At 52.4% G+C, this 21,106-nt stretch carries 19 protein-coding genes; 14 read left to right on the forward strand and 5 right to left on the reverse strand.

Annotation, left to right across the window (positions count from 1 at the left end):
- Positions 1–3: 3 nt before the first annotated feature.
- Positions 4–594, forward strand: coding sequence for a 16S rRNA (guanine(966)-N(2))-methyltransferase RsmD (rsmD, locus tag H6F58_RS06235; RefSeq protein WP_146274989.1), 591 nt, complete (start codon positions 4–6; stop codon positions 592–594).
- Here the strand turns inward: rsmD and H6F58_RS06240 are convergent.
- Both H6F58_RS06240 and H6F58_RS06245 read right to left on the reverse strand, forming a co-directional pair.
- Complete coding sequence (locus H6F58_RS06240) at positions 565–1,347, reverse strand: fused MFS/spermidine synthase (RefSeq protein ID WP_146274990.1); 783 nt, start codon at positions 1,345–1,347, stop codon at positions 565–567. The genes rsmD and H6F58_RS06240 overlap by 30 nt on opposite strands.
- Complete coding sequence (locus H6F58_RS06245; protein ID WP_146274991.1) at positions 1,344–2,555, reverse strand: aminotransferase class I/II-fold pyridoxal phosphate-dependent enzyme; 1,212 nt, start codon at positions 2,553–2,555, stop codon at positions 1,344–1,346. The genes H6F58_RS06240 and H6F58_RS06245 overlap by 4 nt, the downstream gene beginning before the upstream one ends.
- A 112-nt stretch (positions 2,556–2,667) precedes the next feature.
- Here H6F58_RS06245 and coaD point away from each other — a divergent pair, with 112 nt between their 5' ends.
- Positions 2,668–3,135, forward strand: coding sequence for a pantetheine-phosphate adenylyltransferase (gene coaD / locus H6F58_RS06250; protein WP_146274992.1), 468 nt, complete (start codon positions 2,668–2,670; stop codon positions 3,133–3,135).
- 92 nt (positions 3,136–3,227) lie between these two features.
- Complete coding sequence (gene galU, locus H6F58_RS06255; protein WP_195181352.1) at positions 3,228–4,127, forward strand: UTP--glucose-1-phosphate uridylyltransferase GalU; 900 nt, start codon at positions 3,228–3,230, stop codon at positions 4,125–4,127.
- Between the two features lie 234 nt (positions 4,128–4,361).
- Here the strand turns inward: galU and H6F58_RS06260 are convergent, their stop codons facing one another.
- A complete protein-coding gene (locus tag H6F58_RS06260; protein ID WP_195181353.1) occupies positions 4,362–5,081 on the reverse strand; it encodes an SGNH/GDSL hydrolase family protein in 720 nt (239 codons plus the stop codon).
- Positions 5,082–5,696: 615 nt separating this feature from the next.
- Here H6F58_RS06260 and H6F58_RS06265 point away from each other — a divergent pair.
- The 9 genes from H6F58_RS06265 to H6F58_RS06305 all read left to right on the forward strand — a co-directional run bounded on the left by H6F58_RS06265 (position 5,697) and on the right by H6F58_RS06305 (position 17,263).
- Positions 5,697–6,767 carry an LCP family protein gene (locus H6F58_RS06265; RefSeq protein WP_195181354.1) on the forward strand — a complete coding sequence of 357 codons (1,071 nt, stop codon included), beginning with the start codon at positions 5,697–5,699 and terminating at the stop codon, positions 6,765–6,767.
- A 136-nt stretch (positions 6,768–6,903) separates the two neighbouring features.
- On the forward strand, positions 6,904–7,752 hold the full coding sequence (locus H6F58_RS06270) for an ABC transporter permease (RefSeq protein ID WP_195181355.1): 849 nt from the start codon (positions 6,904–6,906) through the stop codon (positions 7,750–7,752).
- 148 nt (positions 7,753–7,900) lie between these two features.
- On the forward strand, positions 7,901–8,620 hold the full coding sequence (locus H6F58_RS06275) for an ABC transporter ATP-binding protein (protein WP_195181559.1): 720 nt from the start codon (positions 7,901–7,903) through the stop codon (positions 8,618–8,620).
- 7 nt (positions 8,621–8,627) lie between these two features.
- Positions 8,628–9,665, forward strand: coding sequence for a glycosyltransferase family 2 protein (locus H6F58_RS06280; protein WP_195181356.1), 1,038 nt, complete (start codon positions 8,628–8,630; stop codon positions 9,663–9,665).
- Positions 9,662–10,483, forward strand: a complete 822-nt coding sequence (locus H6F58_RS06285) for a CDP-alcohol phosphatidyltransferase family protein (protein WP_195181357.1) — start codon at positions 9,662–9,664, stop codon at positions 10,481–10,483. The genes H6F58_RS06280 and H6F58_RS06285 overlap by 4 nt, the downstream gene beginning before the upstream one ends.
- Before the next feature lie 85 nt (positions 10,484–10,568).
- Positions 10,569–11,414, forward strand: coding sequence for a glycosyltransferase (locus tag H6F58_RS06290; RefSeq protein WP_244652390.1), 846 nt, complete (start codon positions 10,569–10,571; stop codon positions 11,412–11,414).
- Positions 11,415–11,655: 241 nt separating this feature from the next.
- On the forward strand, positions 11,656–12,117 hold the full coding sequence (locus H6F58_RS06295) for an adenylyltransferase/cytidyltransferase family protein (protein WP_060701445.1): 462 nt from the start codon (positions 11,656–11,658) through the stop codon (positions 12,115–12,117).
- Positions 12,118–12,165: 48 nt separating this feature from the next.
- Complete coding sequence (locus H6F58_RS06300) at positions 12,166–13,440, forward strand: CDP-glycerol glycerophosphotransferase family protein (RefSeq protein WP_195181358.1); 1,275 nt, start codon at positions 12,166–12,168, stop codon at positions 13,438–13,440.
- 298 nt (positions 13,441–13,738) lie between these two features.
- Positions 13,739–17,263 (forward strand): CDP-glycerol glycerophosphotransferase family protein, encoded by a 3,525-nt coding sequence (locus tag H6F58_RS06305; RefSeq protein WP_195181359.1) that lies wholly within the window; start codon positions 13,739–13,741, stop codon positions 17,261–17,263.
- Between the two features lie 76 nt (positions 17,264–17,339).
- On the opposite strand, the gene H6F58_RS06310 is transcribed toward H6F58_RS06305, so the two are convergent.
- Both H6F58_RS06310 and H6F58_RS06315 read right to left on the reverse strand, forming a co-directional pair.
- The gene (locus H6F58_RS06310; RefSeq protein WP_195181360.1) at positions 17,340–18,554 is read right to left on the reverse strand and encodes a CDP-glycerol glycerophosphotransferase family protein; all 1,215 of its coding nucleotides are present in this window, start codon (positions 18,552–18,554) and stop codon (positions 17,340–17,342) included.
- Between the two features lie 136 nt (positions 18,555–18,690).
- Positions 18,691–19,926, reverse strand: coding sequence for a CDP-glycerol glycerophosphotransferase family protein (locus tag H6F58_RS06315; protein WP_195181361.1), 1,236 nt, complete (start codon positions 19,924–19,926; stop codon positions 18,691–18,693).
- 432 nt (positions 19,927–20,358) lie between these two features.
- Between H6F58_RS06315 and H6F58_RS06320 the strand changes: the two genes are divergently transcribed.
- A complete protein-coding gene (locus H6F58_RS06320) occupies positions 20,359–20,880 on the forward strand; it encodes a DUF177 domain-containing protein (protein ID WP_098945547.1) in 522 nt (173 codons plus the stop codon).
- Between the two features lie 2 nt (positions 20,881–20,882).
- Positions 20,883–21,086: a 50S ribosomal protein L32 gene (gene rpmF / locus H6F58_RS06325; protein ID WP_060701450.1), complete on the forward strand. Its 204-nt coding sequence runs from the start codon at positions 20,883–20,885 to the stop codon at positions 21,084–21,086.
- The last annotated feature ends 20 nt before the right edge of the window (positions 21,087–21,106 follow it).

Below are 21,106 nucleotides of genomic sequence, written 5' to 3' on the forward strand. Positions count from 1 at the left end.
GGAATGAGCCGAATTATTGCTGGTGCAGCTGGCGGTCAGCCGCTGAAATCGGTTCCCGGGGACGCGACTCGACCAACAACGGATCGGGTCAAGGAGGCGCTTTTTTCCCGCCTTGAAAGCTGGGACCTTCTTGCCGGGGCACGGGTCCTGGACCTCTTCGCGGGTTCGGGCGCATTGGGAATTGAATCCGCTAGCCGGGGAGCACGACAGGTAGTTCTCGTTGAGAAGGCGCCCAAAGCGGCCAGCGTCTGCCAGCAAAACGCGGCACTAGTCAATAAGGTGCTGAAAACGACAACGGTTTCTGTTCAACGAGGCTCGGTTGATGCCGTATTGGACAGCTATGTGAATGCTGCTTCTGGTCTGCCCAGCCGAACCTTCGACTTGGTCCTGCTGGATCCGCCGTATCCGCTGACCGAATCTGAGCTCGCGGTAACTTTGCAGAAAATCTCAAAAATCCTGGCCGAAGACGCGACCATCGTCATTGAACGTTCGAGCCGTTCCCCAGAACCGCAATGGCCAAGCCAGTTGGTGAATTTCTCCGACAAGAAGTACGGAGAAACTCACCTATGGTTTGCTGAACCTGTCGAGGTCTAGGCCAGAGCGAACTTCTGCAGGATAGGGTCCGGCGTCTTGGCAACGCTGGACCAGATCCTCGGAAATCTCTTGCCTTGAAGCGGTGAGGATGAGATTGCCCGGGTATCTTTGCGTAAACATCTCCGGGGTTGAACTGAGCATCACAAAGTTAAAAGCAGAGCGTGCCGCTGCAACTTGTGATTTTGTGAATCGCAAGGGGGGATCGTCGCCGACGTTGACGAAGAGCAACCCGTCGGCAACCAGTGATTCCCTGAGTTCGGTGTAGTACTCGGGGACTGTTAGATGCTCGGGCGCCTCCGGCCCGGAGAAGATGTCGAGAACGATTACATCGAATTTTTCTCCGGCAAGTTCCTCAGCCAAAACCGATCGGGCATCGGCCACGAGTGGTGTGAGCTTGCAGTTGGCAGGCAGGGGCAATTGCGTGATGACAAAATCGAGAAGTTCTCGTTCAATATCGACCGCCACGTGGCTGCTCGCTGGGTAAGCAATGCTGGCCCAGCGCGCCAAAGTTAGTGCTCCTGCACCAAGATGAAGCATCCTCAATGGCTTTTCGGGACTGCGCAATACCTGCAGGTGATTGGCAATGCGTGCCAAATATTCGTAGAAGACATCCTCAGGGTGCGCCAAATTGACGTGTGATTGCGGGGCATCGCCAATAGCCAGGATTTTTGAACCAGGGATCAGGTCGTCATCGTAGATCGTGGCATGTTCCTGCACGAATCCCAGCCAGCGTTTTGGTGTCTTATTGCTCATCGGTTCAGGACCTCGGGAAGCAGCTGCAGTTTCCCAACCGCAGCGGAGAGGACCTCGGGTTTCTTGCAGAATGCGAAGCGCAGCAACCCTTGGTAGCTGGATACGTTTTCTGGATGCACGAAAACTGACAAGGGAATAGCAGCAACTCCCACCGATGCCGGCATTTTGCGAGCGACCTCAATGGCGTCGCTATGCCTGAAGCTATTGATATCTGCCACAAGAAAGTACGTGCCTTTGGGCCTGATCACCGGAATACCCGCGTTTTCAAGTCCGTCGGCAAGAATTTGCGCGCCATCTGCCAGTTCAGAGGCGAAACCTTCGAAGAAGGCCACCGGCAGGTCCAGGGCCTTGGCGACAGCAGGTTGAAAAGCCGGGCCTGAAGAATACGTGAGGAATTGCTTTACGGTGCGAACCGCGGTGATCAAGTTCTTTGGACCGGTTGCCCAACCGACTTTCCAGCCGGTAAATGAAAACGACTTGCCGGCGGAAGATATTGTAATTGTGCGTTCGAAGCCGCCGGGCAAGCTGGCGATTGGCACATGTTTGGTACCGAACGTCAGATGTTCATAGACTTCGTCGGCAACAATGATGCAGTCATGCCTGTGCGCCAGGGCAATGACTTCATTGAGGACCTGTGTTGAGAACACCGTTCCTGTTGGGTTATGCGGATTGTTGATGAGTATGACCCGCGTTTTGTCTGTGACGGCTTGACGCAGTTCCTCTATGCTCGGCTCAAAAGCCGGAGCTTTCAACTGAACGACTTTGTGTTGCGCATTGGCCAAGCCGATCATTGCTGCATAAGAGTCATAGTACGGTTCGAAGGTCACCACTTCATCGCCGGGTTCCAAGAAGGCCAGCAACGCCGCCGCGATGGCTTCGGTTGCGCCGGTGGAGACGACTACTTCGGTCTCGGGATCAATATCCAATGAGTAGAAACGGTTCTGGTGCTCCGAGATGGCTTGGCGCAGTTGGAGGATTCCGGAACCGGGCGCATATTGATTTGCGCCGGAAAGTATTGCGTCAACGGCGATTTGCCGAATCTCGGCTGGGCCCTCCGTATCCGGAAATCCTTGACCCAGGTTGATGGCTTCATGCTGATTGGCAAGAGCGGTAATCTCTTCAAAGATGGTCACCCCGGGCTGGCCGGATGCGTCTAGCAAATTCGCGCCGTGTGCTGTTCTCTGCCAAGGAGTCATGGAAATGCTCATAGGTTCATTATGGACGTGCCACAGTTAAATGTTATTCATTGAGTCGACGAATCGTTACGGGACATTCACCGAAGTTCCAACAATCGGCGCCAATCCTTGATAAGTTCAATTCATGCGAAGAGCAGTATGTCCCGGTTCCTTTGACCCTATTCACAATGGTCATGTCGAAATCATCGCGCGCGCGGCCAGCCTTTTTGACGAGGTGATCGTAGCGGTATCCACCAACTACTCGAAGAAATACCGCTTTAGCGAAGATGAGAGAGTGGCCATGGTCGAGGAAACCGTGGGCGGACTGCGCGGCGTCAGCGCAATTCCGATGGACCAAGGACTATTGGCCGAGTTTTGCAAAGAGCACGGAGCCGAGGCAATCGTGAAGGGGCTTCGAAGCACGGTCGACTATGCCTACGAAATCCCAATGGCCACGATGAATCGGCACTTGACCGGTGTCGAAACCGTATTTCTGCAGGCTGATTCCCGGTATACGCACTTGTCGTCGTCGCTTCTCAAGGAAGTGCAATCGCTGGGCGGAGATGTCGCGGAGTACTTTCCGCGCGCCGTCATGAAACGGCTGCTGCGCTGATCGCATCTCAATGTAATTTGTAATTACACAGGGTAGATATAAGATGAGACCCTTGAAAGTTCCCTCAAACCAACTCGGACGGTTTTCCTAATATGAATCAACGGGCCATCACCAAGGCAGTCATTCCAGCCGCAGGACTCGGAACTCGATTCCTGCCAGCTACTAAGGCAATGCCGAAAGAAATGCTGCCGGTAGTCGATAAACCTGCAATTCAGTACGTCGTGTCCGAGGCAGTAAAGGCAGGATTCACTGACTTGCTGATGGTTACGGGTCGTAGCAAGCGAGCATTGGAAGACCACTTTGACCGTGTTCCTTCGCTGGAGTACTCGCTGGAAGCCAAGGGTGACAAGAAGAAACTGGACGCAATCCACGAAGCTACTCACCTCGGCGATATTCACTACGTTCGCCAGGGAGATCCCAAGGGGCTCGGTCACGCAGTCCTTTGCGCCAAGCAGCACGTCGGAAACGAGCCATTTGCAGTGTTGCTCGGTGACGACCTGATAGACGAGCGCGATGAGCTTCTTTCAATCATGGCCGACGTGCAGCGGAAGACGGGTGGCTCGGTCATCGCATTGATGGAGGTGGAGCCGCAGCAGATCAGCGCCTATGGTTGCGCTGATGTTTCAGCTGTCGAAGGCGAAGAATTCGTCAAGGTCAATGGTCTGGTAGAAAAGCCTGCCGTAGACGAGGCGCCTAGCAATTTGGCAATTATCGGCCGCTACTTGCTTCACCCGCGCGTCTTTGAAGTTCTGGAGCACACCGCCCCAGGTCGTGGCAACGAAATTCAGCTCACTGACGCTTTGCAAGTATTGGCTTCCGCTGAAGGGGAAGGCTCCGGCGTTCACGCAGTTATATTCCGCGGTCGCCGCTACGACACGGGCGACAAGCTCAGCTACCTGCAGGCCAACATCACCCTCGCAGTAGATCACGAGGATCTTGGCGCCGGCCTGAAGGCTTGGCTGAAAGATTTCGTTGCTAAGATCGACGATTAATTAGGCGCGGACTGCTTCGCCGGACGTTCTGGCAGCCTTTGTCCCCAAGCTGTTTTTGCGGTTTTTATTAAGTGATGGCGACCTAGTTCTAGGACTAGGTCGCCATTGTTGTCTCGAAACGAGTCGTTCTGCTCTGGATTGAGATCATCTTCGATCATCTTCAAGAATCGGTGTGTCGGGTCCTACGCGAGCGGGATGCCCTCTGGTGACATCAGAATTGTGCCCGCCCTTAATTTAGGATGCGGGCAAGGATAATTCCTTGATGATTTTTTTGGCTATAGCCAAATGCCCTTGCGTGTTGGGGTGGAACAAGTCGGACTTCCCCTTCCACGTCTTCGTTCCTCGTGGCCCGCGATTCTGGGTATTTGTGTAAAGGTCTGACAACGGAATGAAGATTCCACTGTTTTGTGCGCAGGTTTCTTTGATGACGGTATCCAGATCCTGCGCGATTTTAGTTTCTGGACGGTACCAGATTCCCAAGCAGACGAATTCTACTGAAGGGGAGTGGGCCTTGATCCTTTTCAGATAATTCTGGTACTCCTTGCGAAAGGCAACGGTCGGTGTATTGCCACCGGCGTCATTTGTGCCCAGCTCGATGATTGCGAGATCAAGGTCCTTGGGCATGGCTTTGCTATGGGCGATGTAATTCAACTTCGCTCCAGATTTGGCCACGGTTGTGATGGACTGGGTTCCGGTCGTCCTGAGCCTCCGTGACGTGATGGCGCGGAAGCTTTGAGGTAGTAGCCGTGCGTCGCGGCCAACACTGATCGAGTCCCCTGCAAACAGCACCCGGTCAAAATTATTTGCCCCGGAAGGATGTGTGGGTGATGCGCTCGGAGTTGCATCGACAGCGTGGCTGTTAGCCGAGACGATGCCTTGGATAGCGGGAATAAGGGCGACAGCCAATACAACGAACAGCACAAGTGCAAATGCTGCTTTTTGTCGGATTGACATTTTTCTATCCCTATTTACGTCAGGCACGTTCGGATCTCGCTTCAAGATGTATGGGTGTTTGTCGATTGCTCAAAGTTTAACGGGTGGACCTGCTAATCCGTGGCCGGCTGTGAAGTCCTAGGTGTGAGTCCCATCGCTGAAGAGTCAGACTGCATATTCTTGAATCCAACTCGTCGAAGTTTGAAAATGGCGACTGACCAAGCAGACCAAGAATCTGCGACGTGGATCTCTGAAGCCATGCTCCGGTTACTATACTCGCCACTGTCGGCCGCAGTAGATGCTCCTCTTAGCGGACCGCGCGAAGTGGAAACTGCAGATCCGGGTTAGCAAGCCGGGTGGTTGCCCCTCGCATGGCTCCGGAGAAAATGTGCTCCCACTTATCGATTCTGATTCAATTGCGGATTTTACGAGGGAAAAGATTTCTGAATATATTCACCGAATTTAGCGGCACCATCTAACCTAATTTTCTATGCCTCTAATCGCGTGGCGCTTATCACTCTGGTTTCCGGTCAATGCACTCAGCATAATCACAAGTAGCCTATGTATGCTTGCTCTTTGCGTGAAGTCTCCCGGATAGTCCGTTGGCTTCAGTTTGGTAGCCCGGGTGGAGATGATTTGAAACACGAAGAACCTGAAGAATTCTTATTTGCGTCTCGAAGCGCGCGTAATGAAGTTGAGCGAAAGAGGAAGAAGCGAACGAGAAACATAGTTGTCGCCGTGGTGGCGGCAATGCTGGTTTGCGTACTTGGCGCTGGGTATTTCGTCTTTGACCTCCAGCGGCAGTTCAATTCCAAATCCAACTCGCTGGCCCTTGGATTCTCTGACGCTGATCAGGAAGCGCGCCCAGTGAAAGACCCCGACGATAAGTCGATGAACATTCTGATGCTCGGTGTTGACCATGCAGCGGATGACAGTGACGGTTCTGCCGCACTGAGCGGAGCCGTGGAACAGCGCAGCGATTCGATGATGCTGGTGCATATCCCAGAAGACCGCTCACAGGTCTACGTCATGTCCATGGTTCGCGACATGTACGTAGATATTCCTGGATACGGAAAGAACAAGTTGAACGCTGCCGTATCGCTGGGTGGGGTTCCGCTGTTAATGCGGACGGTTGAAGGCCTCTTTGACACCAAAATCGATCATGTCGCCATGGTTGATTTTGAGGGATTCAAGGAACTATCAACTGCACTCGGGGGAGTCACCGTCGAGAACGACATCCCGTTCACTGCTAACGACACCGACTATTTTTATCCGGCAGGAAAAATTGATCTCGAAGGCGACCGCGCACTGCGCTTCGTTCGCGAGCGCAAGTCGTTTACCAATGGCGATTATCAGCGAGTGGCAAACCAGCGTAAGTTCATCGCCGCCGCTGCAAATAAACTTCTTTCTTCTGACACCCTCACCAACCCAGTGAAGCTTTACGACATTGTCGACACCGTGTCGCCATATCTGACATTCGACGAAGACTTCGATGCGGCCACCCTCGTCGGGCTCGGAATGCAGCTCAAAAATGTCGATACTCAGAACATGGCAATGTTCACCATGCCCACCGCCGGTACCTCGACGACCGCTGACGGCCAGTCCATTGAATTGGCTAGCGAATTGGCGATTGCCCAAATTGGTGAAGCGCTGCGGACAGACACGATGCAAAAGTACCTGGAAGAGAATCCTCCCGAAACAGAGTAAGCCCTGTGATCGGTGTGACAAATGCGTGGATGCACCTGTCGAATCACGTGGATGACGGATCCTATCTACTAGACTTTGAACATCTGTGCTTGCTAACCAAGCGACAGTTGGCATTCGAGAATGAGGACTTTTGAGCATGACAGTTGCAGAGGAGGCCGACAAGTTCGGCTTGCACCGTGTAGGTGCGCGTCCGTCGTTGGGCGACTATCTGAGGCAAACTTGGGAGCGTCGTGAGTTCATTTATGAATTAGCGAAGGCTCGAGTTCAGAAGCAGAATCAGCAAAACCGTTTGGGAATGCTCTGGGTGATTCTCAAGCCAACCATGAACGCAATCATGTACGGCGTGATTTTTGGAGTCTTGCAAGGTGACAAAAAAGCTGCAGATTTCCCGGTTTTCGTGGTGATTGGCGTCTTCCTTTTTGAGTTTTTCACCAGCTCGATGAACGGCGGGGCAAAGTCGATCACTGGCAACTCTGCCTTGGTTCAATCCCTTTCCTTTCCGCGCCTCAGCTTGCCGGTTGCACAGATTACCCAGAACTTGTTGACGCTGATGCCAATGGTGGGCATCATGTTCATATATTCGATGATTCTGGGCACGACGCCAAAGTGGTCATGGTTCGGGATCATTCCGCTCATCGCACTATTCAGTGTTTTTAACATGGGTGTTGCACTCATTTGTGCCAGGATCACTGTTCACGTGCGGGACTTCACGCAGATTCTTCCACTGGTTACACGCATGCTCTTCTACACCTCCGGTGTTCTCTTCAGCGTGGATCGCATCCTCAGCCACTGGCCATGGTTGGTTACCGTCTTTGATTTCCACCCGTTGTATCAGACTCTGCAGCTAGCGCGCGGGATGATCATGGATAACACTGAGTACGATCCGATGGGTTGGGTTGTTGTGAGTGTTTGGTCGCTCGCGATTCTTGTCGTGGGACTTATTTTCTTCTGGAAGGCTGAGGAGCGTTACGGCCGTGCCAATTAGTTTTGATGATCTGATCAACCCGGAGCTGCACCCGGAGTATGAACCCGCACCGATTTTTTCTGACGATACGTCCTTCATCGATGTCGTTAAGCCGGAAGACATCAAGTCTTCCACGCTGACCGTTGATGAATCCCGTACGCCGGTCGTCATGGTGGACAACCTGCATGTTAAATACCAGGTGTTCTCCAGTGGCAAAGCGTTGGGCAATGCAGGCGCGCGGAGGCTATTGCAGCCAAAGATGCGTGGCGTGCGCACGGTACATGCCCTTAAGGGCGTTTCCTTCGTTGCCTACGAAAATGAATCCATCGGCATCATCGGTTCCAACGGCTCGGGTAAGTCGACGCTTTTGCGTGCAATCACCGGACTGACGCCTCCTGCGGCTGGATCGGTCTATGCGCGTTCGCGCCCGAGCCTTCTGGGTGTCGGCGCTGCCCTGATTCCGGACCTCTCTGGCGACAAGAACATCACCTTGGGCGGCCTGGCTTTGGGATACAACCGCGAGCAAGTCGAACATATGCGTGAGGAAATCACCAAGTTTGCCGAGCTGGAAGAATTTATCGACCTGCCCATGCGGACTTACTCCTCAGGAATGGCTGCACGTCTGAAATTCGCCATCGCAGCTTCCAAGGAACACGACATCCTTATTGTCGATGAAGCCTTGGCAGTGGGCGACGCGAAGTTCCGCAAGCGCAGTGAAGCCAAGATCCGTGAAATTCGCGAGAATGCCGGCACCGTGTTCCTGGTTTCGCACTCAATGAATTCAATCAAGGAAACCTGCAATCGGTGCATCTGGATTGAAAAGGGTGTCCAGAAAATGGACGGCGACCCGGACACCGTGATCAAGGCCTACCAGAAGCACAAGAAGTAAGAGACGAATGACTGAATTCCCCGGCGTATCCTACGTCATGCCAGTGCTGAACGAGGCCGACTACCTGGAAGAGGCTGTCAACTCGATTCTCACCCAGGACTATGACGGAGAGAAGGAGCTGGTTATTGCGCTCGGTCCAAGTACCGACGACACCGATACTGTTGCGCGCCGCCTGGCTGAAGCGGACTCCCGCATCACCCTGGTTGACAACCCGAAAGGCCGTACGCCGATTGCGCTGAATTTGGCAATCAAGGAGTCAATACATCCGATCATCATGCGCGTAGATGCGCACAGCGAGCTTCCATCCAACTACACCCGTCGTGGGGTCGAGACGCTGTATCGCGTCGGCGCCCACGACGTTGGCGGGCTGATGGACGCTCGGGGCCGTACAACAGTACAACGGGCCATCGCGGCGGCGTACCACTCCAAATTCGGTTTTGGTGGCCCCGCGTATCATTCTGGTGCTCCCGAAGGCGAAGCTGAGTCCGCTTATCTAGGAATCTTTCGCCGCGAAGTGTTCGACGAGGTCGGCTTTTACGACGAGAACATGTGGCGTGCCCAAGACTGGGAACTCTGCCTTCGTATTCGCCAGGCTGGCCACAAGGTGTGGTTCGACCCTGAACTGAAGGTCGGTTACTACCCGCGCGAGAACTTCAAGGCCTTGGCACGGCAGTCCTATGCTTCTGGCACGTGGCGCGGTGAAATCGCACGTCGATTCCCGGAAGGAAAATCGCTGCGGCATGATATTCCGCCCCTGCTTCTTGCCGGAGTGGGTCTCGGGTCGATTGCCTTGATCGTTGCGCCCTTGACCAAGCATCGCGCACCCCGTGCCCTTCAGTCCCTGATCAATGTTGCCGCTTCGGCGCCGCTGGTCTATGTGGCGGCAACGATGGCTGCGGGCTTTGCTTCCAAGGGCGAAGGGCTCAAGGAGAAACTCCTTACCGCTGGCGCGTTCCAATCAATACATCTTCCGTGGGCCGCCGGCTACCTCAAGGGGCGCATCTTTGGCGCCGGCGGAACTTTGGATAAAGGCCGGGTCAAGTGACTGTCGACCGCCCAAAGAATCCGACACTGGATCAGCTCCGAGCTGTCTGCCAGCCACCTGAGGTGAAAGCTCGGAAGAACGCTGAACACTGGACCGCCGAACTCTATCTTCGGCATATCTCCATTTACCTGACGGCAGTTTTGGTCAGAACACGCATCACGGCTAATGGAGTCACCGGTTTGATGATCCTTGCCGGCTGGTGCATGTCGCTTGCGCTACTCATACCGGGTATTTGGGGTCCTGTTCTCGCGGTTGTCTTGTCTCAAGTACAGCTGTATTTCGATTGCTCTGATGGCGAGGTGGCGCGGTGGCGCGCCTCCCAGTCGCCACGTGGAATCTTCATCGATATGGTGGGGCACCATACGACGGAAGCCTTGATTCCCATTGCGCTGGGTTACCGGGTGTTCAAAGAACTCTCGGTCGACGGCGCGGTGAGTGCACAGGCATGGCCTGTCCTGTTCATGGGTGCTTGCTTGTCTGTCCTGCTGGTGCTCAATCGTTCGCAGTCCCTGATGGTCCACGCTGCTCGGGGCATGGCTGGTTTGCCGAAGCTTCCGGATACTGCTGCCGCGCGAGCTGTCTCTACCGCGACTGCTATTGGACGTTTACGCGCGATGGCGCGATTCCTTCCATTCCACCGTTTGCTGCATGCTGTGGAGCTGAGCTTGCTCATTCTCCTGTGCTCCATCATTTCGGCCATTGCAGGGACGCCAGGGCTGGCGGAAAAGTGGATGATATGGATTCTGCTTCCCGCCTGCGTATTGGTGAATATCGGGCACTTCTTATCAAATATGGTGTCTTCGCGGTTGAAAGCGTAAAGCTTCGCTATCGCAACTAAACAAACGGAAAGGGCAGAGCATGGATAATCGACTCGCTCCAACAATCGGCGTTGTCGTATTGACCATGGGCAACCGCCCGGTAGAACTGCGTCGTGCGTTGGATTCGCTGCTCGCGCAACGGGACGTCGTCATCAATGCGGTAGTTGTTGGCAACGGTTGGGATCCAACCGATATCCCTGAAGGTATCAAGACCCATTTCCTGCCTGAAAACCTCGGCATTCCTGCCGGAAGAAATGCCGGCGTGGCTCAAGTCGAGGGGGAGTACCTTTGCTTCCTCGATGACGATTCGTGGTTTCTGGACGACGATTTCTTAATTACTGCCGTAAACCGTTTTAAGAAGTACCCAAGGATGGGGCTACTCCAGCCTCGCATCACCGATCCTGAACACAGTGATCAGAATCCGACTCGCTGGATTCCCCGGTTGAAGAAGCGCACCGCGGAAGAACCAAGCCGCGTCTTCCACGTCGGAGAGACCTGCCTCGTGACAACCCGCGAGCTGTTTGACCTCACCGGCGGTTGGGCCGGTGGGTTCTGGTATGCGCACGAAGGCATCGAACTGGCCTGGCGTATTTGGGACACTGGAACGTACGTCTGGTATGCCGGCGACATGCGTATCGGACACCCTGTAGTGGACCCGCGTCGGCATGAAGAGTTCTATCGCCTTAACGCCCGCAATCGTGTTTGGCTTGCTCGCAGGAATTTGCCTGCACCGTTCACGTGGATCTACCCGACAACGTGGATGCTCATTGAATGCCTGCGAATGCGCAAGAAACCCAACGCTGTCAACCAGTACTTGGCTGGTTGGAAGGCGGGCTGGAAGGGAAGCCCGTGGTACCGGGAACCACGCTCGAAGCTGCGTTGGATAACGCTGCTTCGAATGACACTTTCGGGACGTCCACCGATTATTTGACCGCTGCTGTTCAAGCGGAAAGGATGATCGCCGGAATATCGGTCGGTCAGAATCGGTTTAGCCGATCGAGTGGACTACCGCTAGGCTAGCTGGTAGGTAAATAGAAGATTAACGCTTATCGGACTACTGGCGCGATAATTAGTGTGTACCCACAAAGAACAGCGATTGCATTGTTCTTCCAGTACACCAGCTAGAGCGGCCATTCAATTGCCAGAAATAGACTTTGCAGAAGGAAATTCAAATGACTAAGACCGTGTTGACCTATGGAACCTTCGACTTGTTCCACATTGGGCACCTGAACATCTTGAAGCGTTTGAAGGCTAAGGGCGACCGTTTGATCGTTGGTGTCTCCACCGACGAATTCAACGCGATCAAGGGTAAAAAGCCGGTAGTGCCATTCGAACAGCGTCTTGAAATCGTCCAGGCCATCGAGTACGTTGACCTTGCTATCCCGGAAGAGAACTGGGAGCAGAAGCGCCTTGATATCAAGAAGTACGACGCCAAGGTCTTCGGAATTGGTGAAGACTGGAAGGGCAAATTCGATGACCTCGGTGACGAAGTAGAGGTCGTCTACCTTCCGCGTACTTCGGGAATCTCAACCACTGAGATGAAGCGAGTGCTGAGCGAATTTGATGAACGCCATGTCCAGTCCTTGAAGAGCACTTTGGATACGCTGAGCCAGATTGTCAAGGAACTGAGCTAAGCGAAGTTTCTGACTGCAAGCATTTGTAATACCTTATTGAAAGATCTCATGTCCAACGAGTACTTCAGCAGTTCAATCAAAGGCAGCATTAAGTCCCTATTGCGCATGGTTGGGCGTCAGCCCGGAGCTAAGCGACTTAATCGGGCCATGGGCTTTGTCAACCGACCCGTTGGAGCAAACGTTGGCGTGTCCAATATCCAGCTTCCTGGATCTGTTGCCGTGTACTTTGGAGACGGTGCCGACAAGATTTATCAGGTTGCCCAGTGGCTGCCCGTTCTTGAAGAGCTGCATCAAAAAGAAGAAGTTCTACTGGTGTTCCGCACGCTCGGCGCCTTTAAGGCTGCCGGAAAGCTGACTGCCCTTCCCAAGGTTTTCGTTCGACGATTCTCGGACCTCATGGACGTTTATGATGACAATGAATTAAAACTTGTTATTTACGTTAACAACTCTCGCAGTAATTTCCAGTCCTTGGATCACCCGCGACTGGTGCATGTACACGTGAACCATGGCGAGAGCGACAAGCTTTCGATGGTCTCCAATAAGGCCAAGGCTTATGACAAAGTATTTGTCGCTGGCCCGGCAGCTATCAAACGGCATCAGACCATGCTGATTGATTTTGATTACAACAAGTTGCTTGTGACAGGGCGCCCCCAACTTGATATTGACTTCAAGTTGGAGCTATCGCCAAGCGATAAATTGGATGTAATGTATGCGCCGACGTGGGAAGGCGAAAACGAAGATAATAACTATACTTCGTTGGATAAATATGGTGTCGCTATAGTCGAGGCGCTGCTTGAAAACCCACTGTGGCGGGTCATTTACAAACCGCACCCTCGCATTCAGTCCAGTACTACTCCAGGTATTGCTCAAGCGCATGCACGCGTTCTTGAGCTGCTCAAGACTGCGAATGATGCCGGGGCGAAACACGTAATTTCTGAGCAGGGCAATATCTTGGCCATGTTCGACTCGACTGATGCTCTGATTACTGATGTTTCAAGCGTTGGCCTGGATTATCTTTATCTTCACCCGGACAACCCCTTGGTCATTTCCGATCGTCGTACCAACCGGGAAATTCTTCACCGCGATGCTCCTGTCGCGCAGTCGTGCCATGTTGTAGACGCGGATAGTGTAAGAAATATTCAGGACTTGCTAACCAGTGCGCTGACGCATGACGTGCATAAGGAGCAGCGCCTTGAGATGCGGCAGTTCTATTTTGGAGATCTTAATCGAGGCGATTCAACGACGCGCTTCCAAAACGTGATTCAAGAATTAATCAGTGAACGCCAGGGCAAGCTGCAGAGCTTCCGGGGCTGGCATAGCTAGTTCGCACCTTGTACTACCGCCCAGGCTGATGATGATTTCACTTCCGCAGCTATTGGATCGCTACTCCGTTTAATCAAGTATCCCTGGAGTCGACTCCAAGACTATTTTCAGGTTAGCAGTGGCATTTCAACGCTGTTCGAGTGATGACGAGGGGTAATCTTGTTCAGTGGATCACATGGGCCTGTAGTCAAACCACTATGTTGTTGGCGACTTTCCCATGCTATTCGGGCAAGAACGCCAAGCTTCCTCCTGAAAGGTCATCCGGGAAAGAGCGGCTAAAATAATGAAGGATTTATTCGTGCCAGTTGAGATTCGATCTGTGCAAGATCTAGCGCAGTCTGCAATGCAAAGTTTGCGTACCCGTCGGTTGAAGCGCAAGAAGTACCGCTATTACCCGGGATACCAAGAACTGGATCTCTCTGTTCGTGGGGAAACACTTCATATCGACGCGCGCGTTGAGCATCGAGTGCGATCGGTATCCGTACTTCACGGCAACCACATTGTTTCTTCTGTTGAGCCACTTTCATCGGCTTTAGCCAACAAAGCGGACGGTGAATTGCGCCAGATCCACGCAGAAATGGATCTGGCCTCGCTTCTTGAACAATGGCATGAGTATCGCGAGCGTTCATCTGAGTACGAAGAGCCTGAATTCACTGAAACTGATATTGACGCTGATGACGACGAAGCCGAAGACAACTCGGTCACATTAGAAGATGACCGGTATTCCGGTACGGTTCGCCTTGCTCTTACTTTCAGTGCGGATTTTGATGCTTTGCCATCTGGCATTGCGTGGTTGCAGCTGTCTGAAGGCGGAGAACTAGTTCGCCGAAGAGAAGTTCGGAGGCAAATTGAAGCCGGCGAGGTCACTCTCAGCGGCCCGGTAATTGCTCATCGAATATTGGGGCGATTCGCATCAACCACGCTTGGTGACGACCCGGTATACATTTCGGGTGAACGCAGCGTAGGGCTATATATCAACAAGAAGGCCGAAGTGGCTTTGGGCCTGAACCGTCCACTAAGGTTTAATCACCGCATTCGCACTGACATCACCCAGGTTCGAGATGGCAAGTTGTCATTGGGCGGCGTTTTGGAAACCCAGAGCGATCGCCTTACTGAGGTGACTCTGCACCTTGTGGGGCGTAAGTCGGACTTCTCCGTTGAGTCGCCAGTTATGCTGTCTTTTGACGAAAAGCTTGCAGCAAAACGCTTTGGACGTGCTATTTATAATTGGTCTGCATCTGTGGATTTCAAGTCAGTCGACTGGAGCAAGATCGACCGCGGAGATAACTACGATCTCTATCTTTTGGCGTCATCCAATTCAAGCAGTGATGTCTCGCGAATACGCGTGACACGAACTCCCTTTGGCGTTCGGTCTACAACGCGTGCCGATACTTTGACGGTAGGCGACAAGACACTAGCCATATCTCCATATTTCACCTTCAAGGCCAAATCGACATCACTCATTCTGGAAGTTTTCGACAAGGATGCGTTCGCAGTGCTTGCCGAGTCCAAGCAACGCAGTTTCCCAGATGACCAGAGCCTAGGTTCCAAGCCAATATGGATCGTTGGCGAACTATCCTATAAAGCGCAGGACAACGGGCTGCACTTATTTAAGTATCTGCGAAGCGAGCGTAAAGACATTGATGCTTACTACGTGATCGATGAGAATGCTCCGGATCTGCGGAATTTTGACTCCTTGGACCACGTCGTATTCCATGGCAGCAAGGAGCATTTTGAACTAGCTATTCGTTGCCAGCGTTTTATTGGGACGCATCACGCGGATTACCTGTTCCCAACCAGGCACCATAGCTTCTCCTCGCGTTGCAGGGCCACACGAGTATTTTTGCAGCATGGCGTCATGGGGACTAAATGGATGGTTCCCAACTACGGAAAGAACTCTCCTGGTTTTGCCACGGACCTCTTCATGGTCTCGTCAGAACGCGAAAAGCAATACATTGTCAATGATTTCCTGTACTCGCCGGACGAAGTCAAAGTTACGGGGCTGTCCCGATTTGACGCGTTGCTTGCCAACGACTTTGCGATCAACGAAAACATGCTGCTGATAATTCCGACGTGGCGAGACTGGTTGCAGAATGAAGAAGTTTTTCTTGAATCAGAGTATCTAGATCAATGGAAAAACTTGCTGAATTCGCCGGAGCTTCAGGCACTTGTTGAAAAGCACGGATTAGAAGTCGTCTTTTGCTTGCACCCTAATATGATGCAATTCAGGGAACACTTCGATGGCGCCCCTGCTCGATTGATAGTCCAGGGTGAGATTGACGTTCAGGAGCTTATTAAGACTTCTGCGATTATGATTACCGATTATTCATCGGTGAATTTTGACTTTAGTTTCCTGCATAGGCCGGTTCACTACTTCCAATTTGATCGCGCGCGCTTCCTCGGTCCAAAAGGTTCCCACTTGAATCTTGATGAAGAATTGCCGGGGCGTATTGCCTTTGACGCTGAGACGTTGTTGGAGGATCTTGCGCAAACCTTGGAACGCGGCAAGAGCATGGAGGAAAAATACCGCAATCGTGCAGACGTCTTTATGACGTATCGGGATCAAAATAATTCGCAACGGGTAACAGAGGAAATTGAGAAAGCAGAGTTGCGGAAAAACTCTGGCATCGGCTGGCGCGCCGAATTACCGGTGAAGTTGAAAAACAGGTTCCGTCGAAACAAGCGCTATTTCGACGTCATGCGCAAGCTATTCAAGCTCTACAAGCTGGCTCCCATGGACGACGACCTGATCGTATTTGAGTCAGGACTTGGGCGACAATATGGGGATTCACCGCGATACATTTACGAGGAATTGATTCGACAAGGCGATACTCGTCGTAAGGTCTGGGTTTATTCAGGAAGACACCGATTCACGGATCCCTTGACCACCACAGTCAAGCGACTGTCTCCCGAATACTTCTGGTACCTAGCCAGGGCAAAGTACTGGGTGAATAACCAGAGCTTCCCGCATTACGTGCAGCGTCGTTCCAAGGGAGTGTTCTTGCAAACTTGGCATGGAACTCCACTCAAGCAGATGGCCCTCGACATTCGAGAAGTTCATGGTCGCGACGAGGGGTACCTAGAGCGAGTTACAAGGGCAACGCGTCAATGGACGCATCTCATTTCGCCCTCAAGGTACACCAGCGACATCATGCGATCTGCATATGCTTTCTCAGGTGAAGCTGTGGAGGTTGGGTATCCTCGAAACGATATCCTGACAAGCCAAGACGTTGTGGACCGTGAGAAAAATATTCGCGATGAGCTCGCTATACCGCCCGGGATCAAAACCGTCCTATACGCTCCGACGTTCCGCGACGACGCTGCCTCAGGCCGTGGCAAATTCAGGTTTGATTTGCCAATGGACTTGGATGAGTTTGATATGCGCTTCGGCGAAGACACGGTCCTCTTGCTGCGTATGCATGTGTTGGTATCGAACGCAGTTAGTATTCCGGAACACCTGAGGCATCGCATTATCGATGTTTCGCGGCATCCAGATATCCAGGAACTGTACTTGGCATCCGATGTGCTCATAACGGATTATTCATCGGTGTTTTTTGACTATTCGTTGTTGCGTCGACCAATAATCTTCTACGCATACGATTTGGAGAACTACCGAGACAACCTTCGCGGTTTCTATTTGGATTACGAAAGTGCTCTGCCGGGGCCAATCGTTGAAAACCAAAGTGACCTTTGGACGACACTAGCCTCGGCCTTGGCCGGTGAACCCCTAGCCGGCGTGGACCGTGAGGAGTTCATTAAGAAATTTGCTCCTCATGATGACGGGTTTGCGTCACAGCGTGTCGTGGAGCGTTTCTTTAAATAGGAGGGCTTGGCCAACTGCCAAAACGACGTGGTGCCGGACCTCTCAAAGGTCCGGAACCACGTCGTGTTAAAGCCGACTAGCGGCCAGCTTCGCTATGCTTTTCGACTAATGCAAGAGATTCGGAAATGAATCTTTGCATGCTGGCACCTGGAGTAATGTCGCCAAAGTAGTAATTGACCAGCTCCTGTTGCCACAAGCTTTGGTCGGCTAAGGCATCGCGTGCCGAGCTGGCGAAATCTTTTATTTCATTCGCCTTCAACGTTGGGACTTGTGCGAGCGCCGGAGAATCAACGAGGCTGGCATCCTCCGACACCGGTTTCGTTACGTACAGTAGTTTTCCGGTGGCCAAAAAGTCATAAGCAATGGCCGAAATATCGGTGACGCAGGCATCGGCAACCGACCATTGCCAACCCCAGTGGGCCGAATCGTCGAAAATGAACTGAGCTTGCGAGTCTTCGTTAGTTGTGCTCAGTTGCATTTTTATTCGTTCTAGAGCTTGTCGGTAAGCTTTTGAGTTTTGGCCCGAACGTGGGTGCGGACGAAAAATAATGTTGAATCCGCCGTCTCTGGTCAGCTCGTCAATCAGCTGTTCGCCATGAGAAAGCACCGATCCGTAATTCATAGACGGCCTGTCGCCTTCCCACGTTGGAGCGTAGAGTATCGTCGGCAGTTCGTTGTCTAAATCTATTGGTGACGCATAGTGAACATCAATTTGTGGACGGCCAACTAAGCGGCAGCGCGTTGACGCGTCGAAATTTCGCAAGTGCTTTTGCAAGCGGTCATGGGCAGCCTGGCCAGCTGAAAAAACGTAATCGTAGGCCTTGAGCTGGTTGGACCACATGTACGCTTTTTCGCTTTCACCATGGCAAATGAATACATGGTCAGGAGAATTGAAACGCATGATCTGGAAGTTGCGGATATTTTGATTCACATAGAACACCACACGCAGATCCTGGGACTGTACTAGTCGCTCAACATCCTCAATTTTTGGCGCAAAGTGAATCGGCAGAGGGCATTCTTTGAATAAATGCATGGCGGCGTCAGGATTTCGCACGATGATTACTACAGGAACAAACTCGGCTAAAGCGAGAAGCGGCTCGTACCATTGCCTGACCTGATATGCATTGACCATCGCATCGGGAAAGTGCAACGCAACTTTGTACCTGTCCGCACCGCCAGGAAGTTTGCGCAGCTCTGCAGCGTGATCGCGAATGAACTCCAGATGTTTTCGGGTAGCAAGGCTCGTATGGATTTTATTGATGACCCTATTGACGGTTCGATTTACGTTCATAAAAGTTCCTTCACCACGAAATTCGACGCAAGACTATGAATAATTTGCCGGAACTTATTTCTCGGGGCCCATGTTCTCAGTACTTGCGTAGGGTGCAGTCTAGTCAATATTTCTAATCGCCAATGAGGTCTTGGGATCAAGCAGCTTTTTTCAGCGGTAGCTGTTCTGCCTGTACATCCCCTACAACTAGCTTGAGGGACTCGGTGATGAATCGGCGCATGCTGGCGCCTGCAGTCACATCCCCAAAATAGTATGCAACGACTTCGCGCAAGTCCATATTACTTTCCGTGATAGCGGAACGAATGAGCGATGGCGCATTTTCAGAGGCGTCTGCGCTCAGAGAGGGTACTCTGGCCAAGGCCGGTGAATCCTGAACCGTGGCTTCGCTAGAAGCTGGTCGGGTGACAAACATTGGCTTGCCCGTTGCCAAGAAGTCGTATGCGACTGCCGAGATGTCGGTGACGCAAAAATCCGATGTGCTCCATTGCCAACCCCAATCAGTGGTGTCGTCAAAGAACAGCTGTGCGCTCGAAGTAGCATTGGCCTCTGCCAGCTTCCGGCGAATTCTTTCTACAGCCTTTCCATAGGCTGCAGAGTTCTTGCCAGACCGAGGGTGCGGGCGGAAGATCAAATTGAACCCGCCGTCACTGATGAGTGCATCGACCAGTTGCTCGCCATGCGAAACTACAGACCCGTACTGCATTGACGGGCGGTCGCCCTCCCACGTTGGCGCATAAAGCACCGTGGGTAAGGCTGGGTTTGGGGAAAAAGGAGCCACGTATGAAACGTCAATCTGCGGGCGTCCAATGAGGCGAGTTCGTTCATGGACATCGAAATTGTGCAATTGCGAGGTGAGGCGGTCACGTGCAGCCTGACCAGCGGAAAATACGAAGTCGTACGCCTTCAACTGGTTGGACCACATGTAGGACTTTTCACTCTCACCGTGGCAGATAAAGACATGCTTAGGTTCATTGAAACGCAACATCTGGAAATTTTGAATGTTCTGGTTTACATAGAACATCAGGCGCAAGTCTTGAGAATCAACGAGGCGCTCAAGGTCTTCAACCGTTGGGGCGTAGTACACAGGCAACGGGCATTCATCGCGCAAAGCCAAAGCGGTATCCGGGCGACGAGTGATGACAGCTATTGGCATGAAATCGGACAGCTGCTTCATCGGTTCGTACCACTGGCGGATTTGATACGCGTTGACCATCTCGTCTGCGAAATACAAGGCGGCCTTATAGCGGTCTTCGCCAACTGGAGCGTGGATTAGATCTGTGGCATGACGCTCGATGAATTGACGCTGCTGCTTATCAGCAAGACTTTGACGGGCACGCTTTGCCACCCTTTGCAGGGTATTCAATAGCTTCATCTCAGATCCTTTGCCGATAGTAACTGCACCGTTGTCACAAGCATAAGATCAAGATCTAGTTAAGGGCTGTTTACATGCCTTGAAACGCCCATGAACCTAGGTAATTTTAAGGTTATGACCTAAATTCGCACAGGTAAGCCCACTGGCAGGCGGTCAAAAACAGCTTTTCGGCCCTTCGAGCCAGATGTGCATGGACTTCATTTTGAATCGCGCTACGATATGTTGTGGTGAGTGCAACACCAACGGGAGGGTTCTATAACTGGTTTCAGTTTGGGATCTTGGGTTGTGGCAAGCTAAGATGAAATGTCGGACTATGTTTTAGTAGGAGTCATCATTAGCGAAAAGCGTTCTGATCGATCGTCACATGGCGCACTCGATCGCAACTCGCCTCTGGTTTTTTCAACCAGGGATCTCGGCCGTTCGCCGGGCTCAATGGAGATTCTCAACGAGCAGGTTCCGGCACCCGCAGATGTGGGAAATGCACTCATCGGCATTCGTGGAGGATCTGAGCTTGACTTAGATCTTCGCCTTGAAGCCGTGCATGAAGGAATTTTGGTATCGGGTACCGCTACAGCGCAAATTGCTGGGGAATGTGGACGATGCCTGGATTCCATCGAGTACGACTACGAGGCTGATATTCAGGAGCTCTTCTACTATGAAGAGAGCGAAGAATTCGAAGACGATGATGATGTGGATCAGTATTGGGTAATCGGTGACTTGATTGACATCGATCCGGTATTACGGAGCGCAGTGGTTACCGCCCTGCCGTTCCAGCCGGTTTGCCGGGAAGATTGCTTGGGGCTCTGCAATGAATGCGGAATCAACCTCAACGAAGACCCTGAGCATCACCATGAGATTCTGGATCCACGTTGGGCAGCGCTAGCGCAGCTGTCCGACAATGTCGCAGAGGATGCGGCAACAAATAAAACGTCAGACAAGAGAGAAGAGAAGTAGTCGTGGCTGTTCCAAAGCGGAAGATGTCCCGTGCGAATACTCGTGCCCGCCGTTCTCAGTGGAAGGCTACCGCACCGAGCTTGGTGAAGACCGTTGAAAACGGTCGCGTAACCTACAGCCTGCCTCACCAGGCTAAGGTTGTCACCGACTCGGCTGGTACCGAATTGTTCCTTGAGTACAAGGGTCGCAAGGTCGCAGACGTCTAAGACATGTCTTCTAAAGAAGA

This window comes from Glutamicibacter sp. FBE19 (assembly GCF_015524875.1).
Classification (GTDB): Bacteria; Actinomycetota; Actinomycetes; order Actinomycetales; family Micrococcaceae; genus Glutamicibacter; species Glutamicibacter halophytocola.

Coding starts and splice junctions, on each gene's coding strand:
- H6F58_RS06310 (WP_195181360.1), bottom strand. CDS start 18,554: ATGAACGTAAATCGAACCGTCAATAGGGTCATCAATAAAATCCATACG.
- rsmD (WP_146274989.1), top strand. CDS start 4: ATGAGCCGAATTATTGCTGGTGCAGCTGGCGGTCAGCCGCTGAAATCG.
- H6F58_RS06245 (WP_146274991.1), bottom strand. CDS start 2,555: ATGAGCATTTCCATGACTCCTTGGCAGAGAACAGCACACGGCGCGAAT.
- H6F58_RS06320 (WP_098945547.1), top strand. CDS start 20,359: ATGGAGATTCTCAACGAGCAGGTTCCGGCACCCGCAGATGTGGGAAAT.
- H6F58_RS06290 (WP_244652390.1), top strand. CDS start 10,569: ATGGGCAACCGCCCGGTAGAACTGCGTCGTGCGTTGGATTCGCTGCTC.
- H6F58_RS06315 (WP_195181361.1), bottom strand. CDS start 19,926: ATGAAGCTATTGAATACCCTGCAAAGGGTGGCAAAGCGTGCCCGTCAA.
- H6F58_RS06280 (WP_195181356.1), top strand. CDS start 8,628: ATGACTGAATTCCCCGGCGTATCCTACGTCATGCCAGTGCTGAACGAG.
- H6F58_RS06260 (WP_195181353.1), bottom strand. CDS start 5,081: ATGTCAATCCGACAAAAAGCAGCATTTGCACTTGTGCTGTTCGTTGTA.
- H6F58_RS06240 (WP_146274990.1), bottom strand. CDS start 1,347: ATGAGCAATAAGACACCAAAACGCTGGCTGGGATTCGTGCAGGAACAT.
- coaD (WP_146274992.1), top strand. CDS start 2,668: ATGCGAAGAGCAGTATGTCCCGGTTCCTTTGACCCTATTCACAATGGT.
- H6F58_RS06275 (WP_195181559.1), top strand. CDS start 7,901: ATGGTGGACAACCTGCATGTTAAATACCAGGTGTTCTCCAGTGGCAAA.
- H6F58_RS06270 (WP_195181355.1), top strand. CDS start 6,904: ATGACAGTTGCAGAGGAGGCCGACAAGTTCGGCTTGCACCGTGTAGGT.
- H6F58_RS06300 (WP_195181358.1), top strand. CDS start 12,166: ATGTCCAACGAGTACTTCAGCAGTTCAATCAAAGGCAGCATTAAGTCC.
- galU (WP_195181352.1), top strand. CDS start 3,228: ATGAATCAACGGGCCATCACCAAGGCAGTCATTCCAGCCGCAGGACTC.
- H6F58_RS06295 (WP_060701445.1), top strand. CDS start 11,656: ATGACTAAGACCGTGTTGACCTATGGAACCTTCGACTTGTTCCACATT.